The 18,460-nt window shown below is 65.2% G+C and carries 9 protein-coding genes; 1 reads left to right on the plus strand and 8 read right to left on the minus strand.

What is annotated here, in order from left to right; all coding sequences use genetic code 11:
- Positions 1–4 precede the first annotated feature (4 nt).
- The 8 genes from D3654_RS20955 to rpoB all read right to left on the minus strand — a co-directional run bounded on the left by D3654_RS20955 (position 5) and on the right by rpoB (position 16,847).
- Complete coding sequence (locus D3654_RS20955; RefSeq protein ID WP_280960133.1) at positions 5–130, minus strand: hypothetical protein; 126 nt, start codon at positions 128–130, stop codon at positions 5–7.
- Between the two features lie 64 nt (positions 131–194).
- Entirely contained in the window at positions 195–4,310 is a 4,116-nt protein-coding gene (locus D3654_RS19820; protein ID WP_120523151.1) for a hypothetical protein, read from the minus strand.
- Between the two features lie 163 nt (positions 4,311–4,473).
- The gene (tuf, locus tag D3654_RS19825; RefSeq protein WP_070350356.1) at positions 4,474–5,664 is read right to left on the minus strand and encodes an elongation factor Tu; all 1,191 of its coding nucleotides are present in this window, start codon (positions 5,662–5,664) and stop codon (positions 4,474–4,476) included.
- A gap of 232 nt (positions 5,665–5,896) precedes the next feature.
- Complete coding sequence (gene fusA / locus D3654_RS19830) at positions 5,897–8,011, minus strand: elongation factor G (RefSeq protein ID WP_120523152.1); 2,115 nt, start codon at positions 8,009–8,011, stop codon at positions 5,897–5,899.
- 69 nt (positions 8,012–8,080) lie between these two features.
- Positions 8,081–8,551 (minus strand): 30S ribosomal protein S7, encoded by a 471-nt coding sequence (gene rpsG, locus D3654_RS19835; RefSeq protein ID WP_021472399.1) that lies wholly within the window; start codon positions 8,549–8,551, stop codon positions 8,081–8,083.
- Between the two features lies 1 nt (position 8,552).
- The gene (gene rpsL / locus D3654_RS19840) at positions 8,553–8,927 is read right to left on the minus strand and encodes a 30S ribosomal protein S12 (RefSeq protein WP_009358312.1); all 375 of its coding nucleotides are present in this window, start codon (positions 8,925–8,927) and stop codon (positions 8,553–8,555) included.
- 401 nt (positions 8,928–9,328) lie between these two features.
- On the minus strand, positions 9,329–13,228 hold the full coding sequence (locus D3654_RS19845) for a DNA-directed RNA polymerase subunit beta' (RefSeq protein ID WP_120523153.1): 3,900 nt from the start codon (positions 13,226–13,228) through the stop codon (positions 9,329–9,331).
- Positions 13,229–13,325: 97 nt separating this feature from the next.
- Entirely contained in the window at positions 13,326–16,847 is a 3,522-nt protein-coding gene (gene rpoB / locus D3654_RS19850; protein WP_120523154.1) for a DNA-directed RNA polymerase subunit beta, read from the minus strand.
- Between the two features lie 403 nt (positions 16,848–17,250).
- Here rpoB and D3654_RS19855 point away from each other — a divergent pair, with 403 nt between their 5' ends.
- Complete coding sequence (locus D3654_RS19855; RefSeq protein WP_120523155.1) at positions 17,251–18,450, plus strand: acetyl-CoA C-acetyltransferase; 1,200 nt, start codon at positions 17,251–17,253, stop codon at positions 18,448–18,450.
- Positions 18,451–18,460 lie beyond the last annotated feature (10 nt).

Raw genomic sequence — 18,460 nt, forward strand, 5'->3', positions numbered from 1 at the left:
CCACCTACTGCCGCCTGTTTGCCTGGCGGATCCTCTTCGCCCGGTCGATCTCATGCCGGAAATACTTGCGGCCCCACAGGAAACCGACGGCAACCACGGCCAGGACGGCAAGCACAATCAGGAACTCCACGGATGACTCCTCTCTCCAGCAGTAACCGTATCAAGGGCCGGCCCGGTCCGCACCGCCGGGGCGTTCAGTCCTTGAGCTGGCTGCCGGCGACGTCCTTGGTCCGGTTCAAGCGCCAGACTGCGAACCCGATGAGCGCCAGGGCCGTCAAGGCGAGCATGGCGAAGGCGTAGGAACGAAGCGCCCACAAAACGCACAGGGCGACCCCCAGTGCACCCCACCAGGTGAAAGTCCGTGAGCTCAGCAGCAGCCCGGCAAGCAGCAGCAGGGCGTACCCGGCCAGGATCCACAGTTGCCGGGCAGGTGTGCCTGACAGCAGGCTCGCCGCCGCGGACAACGTCAGCAGGACGGAACCAGCGATCAGCCAGGCCCGCCCGCTCGTCCTCGCCGAGCGGATGTAGCACAGCATGGCTATAACGGCTCCGAGGACGACGTACCACTGCACCACCCAGAAGAAGTCCGGCACGCGCCCGTGCACAAAGAGGAGCGAGCGCTGCACTGCGGCCACCACCAGGACCGAGCCCGCCTCGGCGCAGTTCCAGGCAAGCTTCCGGGGAACCTCCGCGACGGCGGCGGCCACGGCCGCGGCCAGCAGGCACGCCCCGGTGAGCGCGGTTTCGTCGCGGAGCAGGCCGTCCAGTGCAGCCAGTCCCAGGCCCGCAGTGGCACCGGCCGCAAGGGAAACCCGCCGCCAGGGCTGCCAGCGGATCGCGGGCAACCCTGCGCGGCAGAGCGTGTAAAGCAGGAACGCAGCACCTGCGCAGCCGTACAGCCAGGGCTGGAACCCGGCCCAGGCTCCGTCGTCCCCATCTGGCAGCCCAACGCCCAGCATGCCTGCAGCCAGTGCCGTAGCTCCGGCAAGGGTGAGCGGAACCGCCGCGGCATAGGCTGCCGGAACGCCTTCGACGTGCGAAGCTTCAAAGCACAGGAACGCGGCGAGCAGGACCGCAAGACCGAAGGCCGTCCACGACATCCCCGGCGACACAACGATGGCAGCGCCAGTGAACCCGGCCGCCGCGGCCAACCAGAACCACCGTTCACGCGGCGACGGGCCCGGCGCGAACCACAGCCTGGCGCCCATGGCCGCAAGGGCAAGGGCAAACAGGGTGAGGAGCATGCCTTCCTCCGTCAGGAACGGCGCGCCAAGCCATTCCCAGCCGTTCAACGGATGGTCCACGCCTGCGGCCCAGACGGCAGCGATTGCCGCCGGAACCGCGATGTACTCCGCTCCGCGCGCGGCTAGCCACCGGCTGGCGGCCAGCGCGCTGCACCCCAGCAGCAGGAACTCCAGCAGCAGGACCGAGCGTCCGCCGTCGTCGGGCTGCTGGGCGGCGTAGCCCAAGGGAAGCAGCGCCTGCGCGGCAAGGGTGATCCAGACGGCGGCCTGTTGGAAGGGGAAGGCATCAAGGCGCTTGCGCATGCCGTACCGGATCGCGTGCTGAAGCAGGAACACGGCCGCGAAGGTCAGCGACACCACGGTAGCCGAGGCGGAGATGTCGTGCGCAAGCACGCCGGCCAGGACCGCGGTGAGCACCCTGGCGGCGGCGAAATGGACGCCCTTGGCGGCACGCTGAACCGACGCCGGAACCATGACGGCACTGAAGACGGCGAAGACCGCCAGGATCAGTTCGAGCTCGTGGATCCTGCTTCCGCGGAGCGACAAGAGCAGCACGAGTGCGGCCGGGGCGAACACCGCGGCGCCGGCGTGCCGCCGAAGAACGAACCCCGCAGCCGCACCCGCCAGCGCCAAGGCGAGGCCGAAGGCGCCGGGCTGCCAACCCTCAGGTCCGGCAACGGCCAGGGCAACCCAGGCGCCCGCCATGAACAGCAGCACCGCCCCAGCCTCCGCCACGGCGACCGTCAGCTGCCTCCCGGATTTTGCCAACGCCGGAAGCAGCTGGATGCCGCACGCGACAAACGCGATGCTGGACAACTGCAGCGGTTCACCGGCCAGGTGGAAGCTGCCCCCGGCAGCCCGGTATTGCTGGTAGCCGGTGCACAACAGGAGGGTAAGGAGCACACGGGCGCACCACACGTACGCCTGCCGTTGCCATGCCCTTCCCAGCCGGAGCGCCTGGCCCACGAAGTAGGCAAGGCCGAGGGCAAAGGCGAGGTTACCCCAGGCCAGCGGCAGTGCCGCGAAGGAGAACAGGTACGAGATGGTCATCACGGCCGGCGGCAGGATTTCACGGATGCCGGGACGCCAGGCAGATGCCGCTCCGCCGCCGGGACCGGAACCCACGAGGTGGCCGGACTGCGCGGGACCCACGAGCAGGAAGCCGGCGACCGCCGCCGAGCCTGCGATCCCCAGGACGGCGACAGCGCTCACCTGCTGGTCCGCGGATGGATCGAACAGCCGCAGGACAGGGAGCAATCCCAGCGCCGCTGCCGCGAACCCCGCCAGGCTGGCGTCCGGTGCCAACAATGCCAACCGGGTCCGGACCGCGGCGGCATCAAGCAACAGCTGCGCCAGGCACGCACCGATGAAGGCCAGTAGGACATATGCTGCCTTCTCCCTCGACGCCGGAAGGATTCCTGCTGCGAAGGCGGGAACCGCCAGCGTCAGGGCAATCCGGGCCGCAAGGACAAAACGGCCGCGGAACTCCGCGGCACCGGGAAGGAAGGCGCGCAGCAGCCAGGCCGCCGCAGCCCCGGCAAGCAGGGCCGACGTCGGGAATCCCCCGAGAGCCGGAACGAACGGAGCCACGGCAAGCAGCACCGCCGGCGGAAGGAACTCGGCGGGCCCCCGCAGCTTCCATGCCAAAGCAACGGCGCACGCAAGCGCCGCACCGAACGGAACGCCGAACGGGATCCCGGGATCGAACAACAGCGCGAGTGTCGCCAACAACGCAAGCGCAAGCTGTAGCCCGAAGGTGCACATGGCATCATGTTCCCAGTGCGGCCGGGACGGGAACCACCGGGACAGCGTAACCGGCCCGAAGGCCACCCCGAGGGCCTGGACGGCCACCACCAGCGACGCCACGAACAGCGCGGCGGCCAGTCCCGCTCCGGCATCGGAAGCGGCGGCGCCCGCCGCAACCGTCAGGCAGGCCCGGGCGCCGTAGAAGTGCTGCAGCCGGAGCGGTGTCTTCCGGACAGCCGAGGCCAGTGCCAGGTAGAGCCCGCAGATCGCCATGACCAGGGCGTATTCTCCGCGCCCCAGCAGGTGCGGCACGCATGTCACGGACAGCGCGACCAAAGGAACGACGGCAGGGTGCAGCACCTGCAGGGGCTTGAGGTATACGGACGGCACGCCCCGCAGCCCGGTCATGGTGGTGATGCCCAGGAGAACCGCCAGTCCGATCAGGCAGACGAAGTACCAGACCAGGGCACCTCCGAGCATGGAGACGCCCGACCATGCGGACGAGACCACGAAGGTCAGCGAGAGGTAGGCCAGCACACGGCTATCGAGCCGCACGGCCGCGAAAACATAGGCCACAGTCCCGGCGAGGGACGTCACCAACCACGCCGAGGGCCCGTGGTGGAGCACGAAGTTGTACATGGCGAGACCGGTGACGGGAAGGAGTGCCAAACCGGTTCCGGTGAAGGCAAGTGCGGCGGGCCGGAGCCGGGGAATCCTTGCTTCGAGGACGAAACCGCCGGCATACAACAGCACCGTAATGGCCCAAACGCCTGCGAAGCGAAGGGCTGCGGGCAGGCCGGAGCCGATGAACAAGGCCGCGGACGCGAGCAGCAGGAGGCTGGCGACGTACAGGGTGATGTTGATGTTCTGCCGGTCGCGTTTCTCCTTGCGGGCAGCTGCTGCAGCCCGTTCCGCTGCGGTCAGTGGCGCCGGCCTGCGCGGCTGCGTCTGCTGCGGCGGCGTCCGCTGCGAGGGCGGACGCACCGGGCCGGGAACCGTTCGTGTGGCAGGCGGAGCAGCCGGACGGAGCGGGGGCTGCGCTGCAGGGACGGCAGCGGAAGGACCGGACATGGCGGCCTGCGGCCGGGCCTGCGGAGTGGACCCGGCGGCCGCCCCGGTGTGGCCGAAGCGGGACGCGGCATCCTGCCACCCCGCGTAGTGCCCTGCCAGGTACCCGGCACGGTAGCGCTCCTCCCCCGCATGCGGGGACGGCGCTCCCTTCCGCTTTCCCTTGGCGAAGCCGCTGGAGTACCCGGCGGCGCCCGCGATCACCAGCAGTATGAAGACCCCGAACCATGCATTGGCCAGAACACCGGACATCGCTACGCCCCTCTGTCCGCGGCGCACTCTTCCGGCACCGCTTTAATCCATTCGATTGAATAATCGTAGCAAAAGAGAACCCCGCCGCGTAAGCGACGGGGTTCTCTTCAGGTTCTTGGCCAAGCGGCGTGCGCCGGGCCTCCTACCGATCTACAAGCAGAAACTACTTGATGATCTTGGTAACACGTCCCGAACCAACGGTGCGGCCACCTTCGCGGATTGCGAAGCCGAGGCCCTCTTCCATGGCGATGGGCTGGATGAGCTCAACGGTCATCTCAGTGTTGTCGCCCGGCATGACCATTTCGGTGCCCTCGGGGAGGGTGATGACGCCGGTCACGTCGGTGGTGCGGAAGTAGAACTGCGGGCGGTAGTTCGAGTAGAACGGGTTGTGGCGTCCGCCTTCGTCCTTGGAAAGGATGTAGACGTTTGCCTCGAAGTCGGTGTGCGGGGTGATGGAACCCGGCTTGACGACAACCTGGCCGCGCTCGACATCGTCGCGCTTCAGACCACGGAGCAGGAGGCCACAGTTTTCGCCGGCCCATGCTTCGTCGAGCTGCTTGTGGAACATCTCGATACCGGTAACGGTGGTCTTCTGGATCGGGCGGATACCGACGATCTCAACTTCGGAGTTGATGGCGAGGGTGCCACGCTCGGCGCGGCCCGTAACAACGGTGCCACGGCCGGTGATGGTGAAGACGTCTTCGATCGGCATCAGGAACGGCTTGTCGCGGTCACGAACCGGGTCCGGAACGGACTCGTCGACAGCTTCCATCAGGTCCTCAACGGACTTGACCCAAACCGGGTCGCCTTCGAGGGCCTTCAGGCCGGAAACGCGGATGACGGGAGCGTCGTCGCCGTCGAAGCCCTGGGAGCTGAGCAGCTCGCGAACTTCCATTTCCACGAGGTCGAGGAGTTCCTCGTCCTCAACCATGTCGGACTTGTTCAGCGCGACCAGCAGGTAGGGAACACCAACCTGGCGGGCGAGCAGGACGTGCTCGCGGGTCTGAGCCATCGGGCCGTCGGTAGCGGCAACCACGAGGATTGCGCCGTCCATCTGGGCAGCACCGGTGATCATGTTCTTGATGTAGTCAGCGTGACCCGGGGCGTCCACGTGTGCGTAGTGGCGCTTTTCGGTCTGGTACTCAACGTGGGAGATGTTGATGGTGATACCACGCTGGCGCTCTTCCGGAGCAGAGTCGATCGACGCGAAGTCGCGCTGCTCGTTGAGAGTCGGGTACTTGTCGTACAGCACCTTGGAAATGGCGGCAGTCAGCGTCGTCTTACCGTGGTCAACGTGACCGATGGTGCCGATGTTGACGTGCGGCTTAGTCCGCTCGAACTTTGCCTTTGCCACAGGTTCCTCCTAGAACGATTTCAAGTGACGTGCTCCTCAACCGCGCTTTTCGCGGCAGAACTTCAGCAAGTCTACTTGGGGGCTTTGGTTTTGGTGAAATTTTCAGATCCGCGGACCGAAATCGGTCCCCGGACCCAATGATGCAGGGCCGGTCCGGAGCCTGGACCACGGCCCGGCCGCTGCATCGGATGCGTTGCCTGGCGGCAGGCACCCTTGGTTTTTCCGAAGCTGATTACTCGCCGCGGGTCTTCTGGATGATCTCGTCGGCAACAGCCTTCGGGACCTCCGCGTAGCTGTCGAAGGTCATCGAGTACACGGCACGGCCCTGGGTCTTGGAACGCAGGTCGCCGATGTAACCGAACATCTCGGACAGCGGAACGTTGGCACGGACAACCTTCACGCCCGCAGCATCTTCCATGGACTGGATCATGCCACGACGGGAGTTGAGGTCACCGATGACATCGCCCATGTACTCCTCGGGAGTACGGACCTCGACGGACATGAGCGGCTCGAGGAGCACCGGGTTGGCCTTGCGGGCACCTTCCTTGAACACCTGGGAACCGGCGATCTTGAACGCCATTTCCGAGGAGTCGACGTCGTGGTAAGCGCCGTCGATCAGGGTTGCACGCACGCCCACCATCGGGTAGCCGGCGAGGATACCGAACTGCATGGCGTCCTGGATACCGGCGTCGACCGAAGGAATGTATTCGCGCGGAATACGGCCACCGGTGACGGCATTCTTGAACTCGTAGAACTCGCCGTCGGTGGTGTCCATCGGCTCGAAGGAAACCTGCACCTTTGCGAACTGACCGGAACCACCGGTCTGCTTCTTGTGGGTGTAGTCGACCTTCTCGACAGCCTTCTTGATGGTTTCGCGGTACGCAACCTGCGGCTTGCCGACGTTTGCCTCGACCTTGAATTCGCGGCGCATGCGGTCCACCAGGATGTCCAGGTGGAGCTCGCCCATGCCGGCGATGACGGTCTGGCCGGTCTCTTCGTTGAGGGAGACCTGGAAGGTCGGGTCCTCAGCGGAGAGCTTCTGGATGGCCGTGGAGAGCTTCTCCTGGTCACCCTTCGAGTTCGGCTCGATTGCCACCGAGATCACGGGCTCCGGGAAGCTCATGGACTCGAGGACGATCTGGTTCTGCGGATCGCACAGGGTGTCACCGGTGGTGGTGTCCTTCAGGCCGATCGCTGCGTAGATGTGGCCGGCGGTAGCGCCCTCAACAGGCATTTCCTTGTTGGCGTGCATCTGGAACAGCTTGCCGATGCGTTCCTTCTTGCCCTTGGTGGAGTTGACCACCTGGGCGCCGGCTTCGACGTGACCGGAGTACACGCGGACGAAGGTCAGCTGGCCGAAGAACGGGTGCGCGGCAATCTTGAACGCCAGGGCGGAGAACGGCTCGTCAGCGCTGGGCTTACGGACCAGTTCCTCTTCCTCGTTGCGCGGGTTGTGGCCGATCATTGCCGGAACGTCAAGCGGGTTCGGCAGGAAGTCCACAACGGCGTCGAGCATGGGCTGCACACCGCGGTTCTTGAAGGCGGAACCACAGAAGACCGGGTAGATCTCGGAGTTGACGGTCATCTTGCGGATGCCGGCCTTGAGTTCCTCGAGACTGATTTCTTCGCCCTCGAGGTACTTCTCCATGAGTTCCTCGGAAGACTCGGCAACAGCCTCAACGAGCTGTGCGCGGTATTCCTCGGCCTTTTCCTTCAGGTCGGCGGGGATTTCCTGGACCTCGTAGGAGGCACCCATGGTCACGTCACCCTTGGCATCGCCGGGCCACACCAGGGCGCGCATTTCGAGCAGGTCGACGACGCCGATGAAGTCGTTCTCGGAACCGATCGGCAGCTGCATGACCAGCGGCTTGGCACCGAGGCGGGAGATGATGGTGTCCACGGTGAAGTAGAAGTCCGCACCGAGCTTGTCCATCTTGTTGACGAAGCAGATACGCGGAACGTTGTACTTGTCAGCCTGGCGCCACACGGTCTCGGACTGCGGCTCCACACCTTCCTTGCCATCGAAGACGGCAACAGCACCGTCGAGGACGCGCAGGGAGCGCTCAACCTCAACGGTGAAGTCAACGTGGCCGGGGGTGTCGATGATGTTGATCTGGTTCTTGTTCCAGAAACAGGTCACGGCGGCAGACGTGATGGTGATGCCGCGTTCCTTTTCCTGTTCCATCCAGTCGGTCGTCGAAGCGCCGTCGTGCGTTTCGCCGATCTTGTGGTTCACACCCGTGTAGAACAGGATGCGCTCGGTAGTGGTGGTTTTACCGGCATCGATGTGCGCCATGATGCCGATGTTGCGGACCTTGTTAAGGTCGGTAAGCACGTCCTGTGCCACGGGGTCTCCCTTTCGGATGGACTACGCGTGCGCCGCCGGCTCGGTGAGAGCCGGCGGCGAACGGAAGTATTACCAGCGGTAGTGGGCGAAGGCCTTGTTGGACTCGGCCATCTTGTGGGTGTCTTCGCGACGCTTCACAGCGGCACCGAGACCGTTGGAGGCATCCAGGATTTCGTTCTGGAGGCGCTCGGTCATGGTCTTCTCGCGGCGGGCCTTGGAGTAACCCACCAGCCAACGCAGAGCCAGGGCGGTGGAGCGGCCCGGCTTGACCTCGACGGGAACCTGGTAGGTGGCGCCACCGACGCGGCGGGAGCGGACCTCGAGGGAAGGCTTGACGTTGTCCATGGCCTTCTTCAGAGCGGCAACGGGGTCGCCGCCGGTCTTGGCGCGGGCGCCCTCAAGAGCACCGTAGACGATGCGCTCTGCAGTGGACTTCTTGCCGTCGATCAGGACCTTGTTGATCAGCTGGGTGACCAACGGGGAGCCGTAGACGGGATCGGAAACGAGCGGCCGCTTGGGGGCCGGACCCTTGCGAGGCATATTACTTCTTCTCCATCTTTGCGCCGTAGCGGCTGCGGGCCTGCTTGCGGTTCTTCACACCCTGGGTGTCGAGTGCACCACGGACGATCTTGTAGCGGACACCCGGGAGGTCCTTAACACGACCACCGCGGACGAGCACGATGGAGTGCTCCTGCAGGTTGTGGCCAACACCGGGGATGTAGGCGGTAACTTCCACGCCACCGTTCAGGCGCACACGTGCGACCTTACGAAGGGCCGAGTTCGGCTTCTTCGGGGTGGTGGTGTAAACGCGGGTGCAAACACCGCGGCGCATCGGGCTGCCCTTCAGCGCGGGAGCCTTGGTCTTGGAGACCTTCGGCGTGCGGCCCTTGCGGACCAGCTGGTTAATCGTAGGCACTTTCGTGTTCTCCGTAATTTGATCTCTGCCTCCGCGCCAGGCGCCAGCCTGGGGTGCGGAAGCTTTGGCGTTGCTCATGCAGCTTCCGGCCCCGAAGGTCCGATGGGCGTGCAAAAGTGCGGCATTCGTTGCGCAAGTTGCCCGCAACCCGGAAACAGGCTCCACCCGGACATCATGAGAACAAAACCAAAATGATGCCGCGGCGGCCTTCATCCACTGCCACACAGAACAATTACGAAAAGTCTAGCATGGCTTGCCGAGCCGCCTTAAAACGGTGTACGACGGCGGCGGGAGGCTGCCGCCGTCGTACACGTACCGCGCGGCGGACGCAGGGAGGCCCCCGCATCCGGTGGATGCGGGGGCCTCCTTACTTGCCCAACAGGCGTGGTTCAGGCTTCCGCTCAGCGGAAGTCGTTGCCCAGGTCGTAGTCGTCCAGCGGGATGGCGTGGAACTCGGGAGCTCCGTCGCCGCCCAGGGCGTCGTACGAGAAGTCGGTGAAGGCGCTGGGGCCCGTGAACAGGCTTGCCTTTGCTTCTTCAGTCGGCTCCACGGTGACCTCGGTGTAACGGGGCAGGCCCGTACCGGCCGGGATGAGCTTACCGATGATGACGTTCTCCTTGAGGCCGAGCAGCGGGTCGCTCTTGCCTTCCATGGCCGCCTGCGTCAGGACGCGGGTGGTCTCCTGGAAGGAAGCGGCCGACAGCCAGGACTCGGTTGCCAGAGACGCCTTGGTGATACCCATGAGTTCCGGACGGCCGGAAGCCGGGGTAAGGCCCTCGGACACCACGCGGCGGTTCTCGTCTTCGAAGCGGGCGCGCTCTGCGAGCTCGCCCGGGAGCAGCTCGGAGTCGCCGGATTCGATGACGGTCACGCGGCGCAGCATCTGGCGGACGATGACTTCCACGTGCTTGTCGTGGATGCCAATGCCCTGGCTGCGGTAAACGCCCTGGACCTCGTCCACCAGGAACTTCTGGGCGGCACGCGGACCCATGATGCGCAGAACCTGCTTCGGGTCCACCGGACCGTTGATCAGCTTCTGGCCGACGCTGACGTGCTCGCCGTCCTCGATGAGGAGGCGGGAACGGCGCAGCACCGGGTAGGCGATCTCCTCGGAACCGTCGTCCGGGGTGATGATCAGGCGCATCTGGCGCTCGGACTCTTCGATGGCGATGCGGCCGGCCGCTTCGGCGATCGGCGCAACACCCTTCGGAGTACGGGCTTCGAAGAGCTCCTGGATACGGGGCAGACCCTGGGTGATGTCGTCGCCGCCGCTGGCGGAGACGGCACCACCGGTGTGGAAGGTACGCATGGTCAGCTGGGTACCCGGTTCACCGATGGACTGTGCGGCGATGATGCCCACGGCCTCGCCGATGTCCACGGTCTTGCCGGTGGCCAGCGAACGGCCGTAGCAGAGCGCACAGGTACCGACCTTGGACTCACATGTGAGCACCGAGCGGACCTTGACCTGGGTGATGCCGGCGGCCAGCAGTTCGCCGATGACCACGTCGCCGCAGTCGGTGCCGGCCGGGGCCAGCACCGTGCCGTTGGCGTCGACGACGTCGACGGCCAGGGTGCGTGCGTACGCGCTGTTCTCGACGTTCTCGTCCAGCATCAGCTCACCGTTTGCGTCCGGCACTGCGATCGCGACGTTCAGGCCGCGCTCGGTACCGCAGTCCTCTTCGCGGACGATGACGTCCTGCGAAACGTCCACCAGACGACGGGTCAGGTAACCCGAGTTGGCCGTACGGAGGGCGGTGTCGGCCAGACCCTTACGGGCACCGTGCGTGGCGATGAAGTATTCCAGCACTGACAGGCCCTCGCGGTAGGAGGACTTGATCGGACGCGGGATGATCTCACCCTTCGGGTTGGCCACAAGACCACGGATACCCGCGATCTGGCGGACCTGCATCCAGTTACCACGTGCACCGGAGGACACCATGCGGTTGATGGTGTTCATCGGCGACAGGCTGTCACGCATGACCTGTGCGATCTCGTTGGTTGCCTTGTTCCAGATCTCGATCAGTTCCTGGCGACGCTCGTCGTCGTCGATCAGGCCCTTGTCGTACTGGCCCTGGATCTTGGCGGCCATGGTCTCGTAACCGGCGAGGATGCCCGGCTTGGCGTCCGGAACCTCGATGTCGGAGATGGCCACGGTGACGCCCGAGCGGGTTGCCCAGTAGAAACCGGCATCCTTCAGGTTGTCCAGGGTGGCAGCCGTGACGACCTTCGGGTAGCGCTCTGCAAGGTCGTTGACGATGCGGGAGAGCTCGCCCTTGTCCGCAACAGCCTCAACCCACGGGTAGTCCTCGGGCAGGGTCTGGTTGAAGATGACCTGGCCCAGGGAGGTCTGGACGAGCGCGGACTGGCCGGGCTCCCAGTCTTCCGGAGCTTCCCAGCCGGCGTACGGCACGAAGTTCTCCAGGCGGATCTTCACCTGGGAGTTCAGGTGCAGCTCGCGGGCGTCGTAGGCCATGATGGCTTCCGCGACCGAGGAGAACACGCGGCCTTCACCGGCCGAACCAACCCGCTTGGTGGTCAGGTGGTACAGGCCGATGATCATGTCCTGCGAAGGCAGGGTCACCGGGCGGCCGTCGGACGGCTTCAGGATGTTGTTCGAGGACAGCATCAGGATGCGGGCCTCAGCCTGGGCTTCGGGGCTCAGCGGCAGGTGCACTGCCATCTGGTCGCCGTCGAAGTCGGCGTTGAAGGCGCCACAAACCAGCGGGTGCAGCTGGATGGCCTTGCCTTCAACAAGCTGGGGCTCGAACGCCTGGATACCGAGGCGGTGCAGGGTAGGTGCACGGTTGAGCAGCACCGGGTGTTCGGTGATGATCTCTTCCAGCACGTCCCAGACCTGCGGACGGTAACGCTCGACCATGCGCTTGGCCGACTTGATGTTCTGGGCGTGGTTGAGGTCAACCAGGCGCTTCATCACGAACGGCTTGAAGAGCTCCAGGGCCATCTGCTTGGGCAGGCCGCACTGGTGCAGCTTCAGCTGCGGGCCGACGACGATGACCGAACGGCCGGAGTAGTCGACGCGCTTGCCGAGCAGGTTCTGGCGGAAACGGCCCTGCTTGCCCTTGAGCATGTCGCTCAGGGACTTCAGCGGACGGTTGCCCGGACCGGTGACCGGACGGCCGCGGCGGCCGTTGTCGAAGAGGCTGTCAACAGCTTCCTGAAGCATGCGCTTCTCGTTGTTGACGATGATCTCCGGGGCACCGAGGTCGAGCAGTCGCTTGAGTCGGTTGTTGCGGTTGATCACGCGGCGGTACAGGTCGTTGAGGTCGGAGGTCGCGAAGCGGCCACCGTCCAGCTGGACCATCGGGCGCAGTTCCGGCGGGATCACCGGGACGGCGTCCAGCACCATGCCGAGCGGGCTGTTGTTGGTGGTGAGGAACGCGTTGACGACCTTCAGGCGCTTCAGGGCGCGGGTCTTGCGCTGGCCCTTGCCGTTCTGGATGGTGTCGCGCAGTGCCTCGGCCTCGGCCTGCATGTCGAAGTTCTCAAGGCGCTTCTTGATGGCTTCGGCACCCATGGAGCCTTCGAAGTACATGCCGTAGCGGTCACGCAGTTCGCGGTACAGTGCCTCGTCGCCTTCGAGGTCGGCGACCTTCAGGTTCTTGAAGCGGTCCCAGACCTGCTCAAGGCGCTCGATCTCGGCGTCGGCACGCTTGCGCACGTTCGCCATCTGGCGGTCGGCGGAGTCGCGGGCCTTCTTCTTGTCGGCAGCCTTGGCGCCTTCGCCCTCGAGGCGGGCAAGCTCGTCCTCAAGGTCCCGGGCGATCGCGGCGATGTCGCTGTCGCGGTTGTCGACGAGCTGCTTCTTCTCGAGGTCGTGCTCCACCTGGAGGTTCGGCAGTTCCGCGTGGCGGCTTTCGGCGTCGACGCTGGTGATCATGTACGCGGCGAAGTAGATGACCTTTTCCAGGTCCTTCGGCGCGAGGTCAAGGAGGTAGCCCAGGCGGGAGGGAACACCCTTGAAGTACCAGATGTGGGTGACGGGGGCGGCCAGTTCGATGTGGCCCATGCGCTCACGGCGCACCTTGGCGCGGGTGACTTCGACGCCACAGCGCTCACAGATGATGCCCTTGAAGCGCACGCGCTTGTACTTGCCGCAGTAGCATTCCCAGTCGCGGGACGGGCCGAAGATCTTCTCGCAGAAGAGGCCGTCCTTCTCAGGCTTGAGCGTGCGGTAGTTGATGGTTTCCGGCTTCTTGACCTCACCGTAAGACCAGCCACGGATGTCTTCCGCGGTGGCGAGGCCGATCTGCATGAGGCCGAAGGAGGATTCGCTGGACATGTGGTCCCTGTTCTCTCTTGTTCTCTAAGTTCTGAAGTCTTGTTCTACGGAAAGAGGAGGAGCGCGACGGCGGCGGGAGGCCGCCGTCGCCGGCTCACTAGACCTCTTCTACGGAGCTGGGCTCTGCACGAGACAGATCGATGCCCAGTTCTTCCGCAGCCGTAAAGACTGCGTCATCAGAGTCACGCATTTCGATCGTCGTACCGTCGGTGGAGAGGACCTCCACGTTCAGGCACAGCGACTGCATTTCCTTGATCAAGACCTTGAAGGATTCCGGAACGCCAGGCTCGGGGATGTTCTCGCCCTTGACGATGGCTTCGTAGACCTTCACGCGGCCGTGGATGTCATCCGACTTGATCGTGAGCAGTTCCTGGAGCGTGTAGGCAGCGCCATAGGCCTCGAGGGCCCACACTTCCATTTCACCGAAGCGCTGGCCACCGAACTGCGCCTTACCACCGAGCGGCTGCTGGGTGATCATGGAGTACGGGCCGGTGGAGCGGGCGTGGATCTTGTCGTCCACCAGGTGGTGGAGCTTCAGGATGTACATGTAGCCGACGGAGATCGGGTCCGGGAACGGCTCGCCGGAGCGGCCGTCGAACAGACGGGTCTTGCCGGAGGAGTCGATCAGGCGGTCCCCGTCGCGGGTCACGTTGGTCGAGTCCAGCAGGCCGGTGATTTCCTCTTCGCGGGCACCATCGAACACCGGGGTGGCGAGGGTCTGGTTGGCAGAGGTCTCGCGCGGCAGGTTCGGCAGGTTCTTGACCCACTCCGGCTCGCCTTCGATCTTCCAACCGGTCTTGGCAACCCAGCCGAGGTGGGTTTCCAGGACCTGGCCGACGTTCATACGGCCCGGAACACCCAGCGGGTTCAGGACGATGTCCACCGGGGTGCCGTCGGCGAGGAACGGCATGTCCTCGACCGGCAGGATCTTGGAGATGACACCCTTGTTGCCGTGGCGGCCGGCGAGCTTGTCGCCGTCGGTGATCTTGCGCTTGGCGGCGACGTAGACGCGGACCAGCTGGTTCACGCCCGGGGGCAGCTCGTCGTCGTTGTCGCGGTCGAAGACGCGGACGCCGATGACGGTACCGGACTCGCCGTGCGGCACCTTCAGGGAGGTGTCGCGGACTTCGCGGGACTTCTCGCCGAAGATGGCGCGCAGCAGGCGCTCTTCCGGGGTCAGTTCGGTTTCACCCTTCGGGGTGACCTTTCCGACCAGGATGTCGCCGGCCTCGACCTCGGCACCGATGTGGATGATGCCGCGCTCGTCCAAGCCTGCCAGGACTTCCTCGGACACGTTGGGGATGTCACGGGTGATTTCCTCGGCACCAAGCTTGGTGTCGCGGGCATCGATCTCGTGTTCCTCGATGTGGATGGAGGACAGGACGTCCTCGGCCACGATGCGCTGGGACAGGATGATGGCGTCTTCGAAGTTGTGGCCTTCCCACGACATGAATGCCACGAGGAGGTTCTTGCCGAGGGCGAGTTCACCCTGGTCCGTTGCCGGGCCGTCGGCGATGATGCCGCCGACTTCCAGGCGCTGGCCTTCGCTGACCAGGACCCGGTGGTTGTAGCAGTTGCCCTGGTTGGAGCGGGCGAACTTGCTGATCCGGTAGCTGGACTCGGTGCCGTCGTCGTTCAGCATGACCACGAGGTCGGCGGAAACTTCGCTGACCACACCGGCCTTCTTGGCGATGACGACGTCGCCGGCGTCAACGGCTGCGGCGCGCTCCATGCCGGTGCCCACGAACGGGGCCTCGGAACGGACCAGCGGCACGGCCTGGCGCTGCATGTTCGCACCCATGAGGGCGCGGTTGGCGTCGTCGTGCTCGAGGAACGGGATCAGGGCGGTAGCCACGGACACCATCTGGCGCGGGGAAACGTCCATGAACTGGACGTCGTCCGCCGGAACGAGCACGGGCTCGCCGCCACCACCGCGGGCACGGACAAGCACGGTCTCTTCGGAGAACTTGTTGTTCGCATCCAGCGGTGCGTTTGCCTGGGCGATCAGCACCTCGGCTTCGTCGTCGGCCGTCAGGTACTCGACGTCGTCGGACACGACACCGCCGGCGACCTTGCGGTACGGGGTCTCGATGAAGCCGAACGGGTTGATGCGGCCGTAGGACGCCAGCGAACCGATCAGACCGATGTTCGGGCCTTCAGGGGTTTCGATGGGGCACATACGTCCGTAGTGCGACGGGTGGACGTCTCGGACTTCCATGCCGGCGCGGTCACGGGACAGACCGCCCGGGCCAAGGGCCGAGAGGCGGCGCTTGTGGGTCAGGCCCGACAGCGGGTTGTTCTGGTCCATGAACTGGGACAGCTGGGAGGTTCCGAAGAACTCCTTGATCGCTGCCACCACGGGGCGGATGTTGATCAGGGTCTGCGGCGTGATTGCCTCGACGTCCTGCGTGGTCATGCGTTCGCGGACGACGCGCTCCATGCGGGACAGGCCGGTGCGGACCTGGTTCTCGATCAGTTCGCCGACGGCGCGGATGCGGCGGTTGCCGAAGTGGTCGATGTCGTCGATCTCGACGCGGATCTCGTGGTCTTCGCCATCGCGCTTGCCGGTGATCGTCTTCTCGCCGGCGTGCAGCGCGACGAGGAACTTGATCATGGCAACGATGTCTTCAACGTGCAGGACCGAAGCTTCCTTGTCGCCAAGGGAACGGTCGATGCCGAGCTTGCGGTTGATCTTGTACCGGCCGACCTTGGCCAGGTCGTAGCGCTTGGGCTCGAAGTAGAGGTTGCGCAGCAGGGCCTCGGCAGCTTCGACGGTGGGCGGCTCGCCCGGACGCAGCTTGCGGTAGATGTCCAGGAGCGCGTCTTCGCGGGTTTCGGTGGTGTCCTTCTCCAGCGTGGCGCGCATGGAGTCGTACTGGCCGAACTCTTCGAGGATCTGGCCGTCGGTCCAGCCGAGGGCCTTCAGCAGCACGGTGACGGACTGCTTGCGCTTGCGGTCGAGGCGGACGCCGACCTGGTCGCGCTTGTCGATTTCGAGCTCGAACCATGCACCGCGGGACGGGATGATGCGCGCGGTGAAGATGTCCTTGTCGCTGGTCTTGTCCGCGGCGCGCTCGAAGTAGGCGCCCGGGGAACGGACCAGCTGGGAGACGACGACACGCTCGGTGCCGTTGACGACGAAGGTGCCCTTCTCCGTCATGAGGGGGAAGTCGCCCATGAACACGGTCTGCTGCTTGATTTCGCCCGTGTTGTTGTTCATGAACTCGGCCTTGACGTACAGCGGCGCCGAGTAGGTGGCGTCGCGGTCCTTGCACTCGGCCATGGTGTACTTGGGGTCAGCGAACTCCGGTTCGGAGAAGCTCAGGGACATGGTGCCCTGGAAATCTTCGATCGGGGAGATCTCTTCGAAGATGTCGGCGAGTCCGGACGTGGTGGCGACGCTCAGGTCGCCTTCCTCGACGGCCTTCGCAACCCGCGCCTGCCAGCGTTCGTTTCCGACGAGCCAGTCAAAGCTGTCCGTCTGCAGCGCGAGGAGATTCGGAACATCAAGCGGTTCGTGAATCTTTGCGAATGAGAGCCGGCGAGTAGCACCGTCGGTGCTGTCGGCATTGATAGCGGTTCCTGCGTTATTTACATTAGAGGTGCTCGAGGCGACCAAGAGGGATCCTTCCACAGACCTTCAGGCGTTTTCAGATCTCCCCCGTTTGTTTCCCACGGGCAAAAGTCCGCAGGGCACCAATCCGGTTCCGCTATATGACCCGGGCCTCCGCCGGCCGTGATTTGCCTGGTCAAAGGCACGTCAATGGCGCAGCTGAGAGGTAAAGCCCACCGCTATATGAAGGCTGAAGGTTAACAGGGAAGACGCAAATATCCACAATACGGCAAATCGCCCTACGTGTCTACCCCACTTCCCCGCCGATTGCAAGCAAGGTTGCCGCAGGCACCTACCAAGCGCCCCCGGCGGGTTGCCGGAATGGACCACAGGTTCCCAGCGTTGACATTGTGAGGCACACCATGCGTTGTAGCCTTGGCTCACTGGTTTCCTGAACGGAAGAGAGAAAATGAGCAACGCAAACGACAACAATGACGTTGTCATCCTGGCCGCGGCACGCACCCCACAGGGGCGGCTGAACGGGCAGCTGGCAGGGTTCACCGCCGTCGAACTCGGAGCCCACGCGATCTCGGCGGCCATCGCGGCCAGCGGGGTTGCCGCAGGCGAGGTCGATGCCGTCATCATGGGTCAGGTCCTGCAGGCCGGCGCCGGCCAGAACCCCGCCCGGCAAAGCGCCATCGCGGCCGGAGTCGGCTGGAACATCCCGGCCGTCACCATCAACAAGGTCTGCCTCTCGGGCCTCACGGCAGTGATCGACGCCGCCCGCCTGATCCGCAGCGGCGACGCCGCCGTGGTGGTCGCCGGAGGCCAGGAATCGATGAGCCGGGCCCCGCACCTGCTGCCCGGTTCCCGCCAGGGCTGGACCTACGGGGCCATCCAGGCGCTGGACGTTGCCGCCCACGACGGGCTCACCGACGCCTTCGACGGCCAGTCGATGGGACTGTCCACCGAAACCCGGAACGTCACGCTCGGCATCGACCGCAAGTCCCAGGACGAGGTGGCGGCTGCCTCGCACCGGCGCGCCGGCGTCGCGGTCAAGGAGGGCGTGTTCGACGGCGAGATCGCCCCGATCAGCGTGAAGCAGCGCAAGGGCGAACCGGTGGTGGTGACCGAGGACGAAGGCATCCGCCCGGACACGACGCTGGACACCCTGGCACCGCTCCGGCCGGCGTTCGCCAGCGACGGCACCATCACCGCGGGCAACTCCTCTCCCCTGTCCGACGGTGCTTCCGCACTTGTGCTGTGCAGACGCGCCTATGCGGAGGCGAAGGGGCTCGAGTACCTCGCGGTCGTCGGCAAGCCCGGCCAGGTGGCCGGGCCCGACAACTCGCTGCACTCGCAGCCGTCGAATGCCATCAAGCGGGCCCTGGCGAATGCGGGCTGGGAGGCCGACGAGCTGGACTTCATCGAGATCAACGAAGCCTTCGGTTCGGTGGCCGTGCAGTCCCTGAAGGACCTGTCCTACCCGCTGGAAAAGTGCAACATCCACGGCGGCGCGATCGCGCTGGGCCACCCGATCGGGGCTTCCGGCGCCCGGCTGGCACTGCACGCGGCCCACGAGCTGAAGCGCCGCGGGTCCGGCAAGGCCGCGGTGTCGCTCTGCGGCGGCGGCGGACAGGGTGAAGCTCTGCTGCTCTACCGCGACTGAAGGAAGGACG

This window comes from Arthrobacter celericrescens, from assembly GCF_003614925.1.
GTDB classification, from domain to species: domain Bacteria; phylum Actinomycetota; class Actinomycetes; order Actinomycetales; family Micrococcaceae; genus Arthrobacter; species Arthrobacter celericrescens.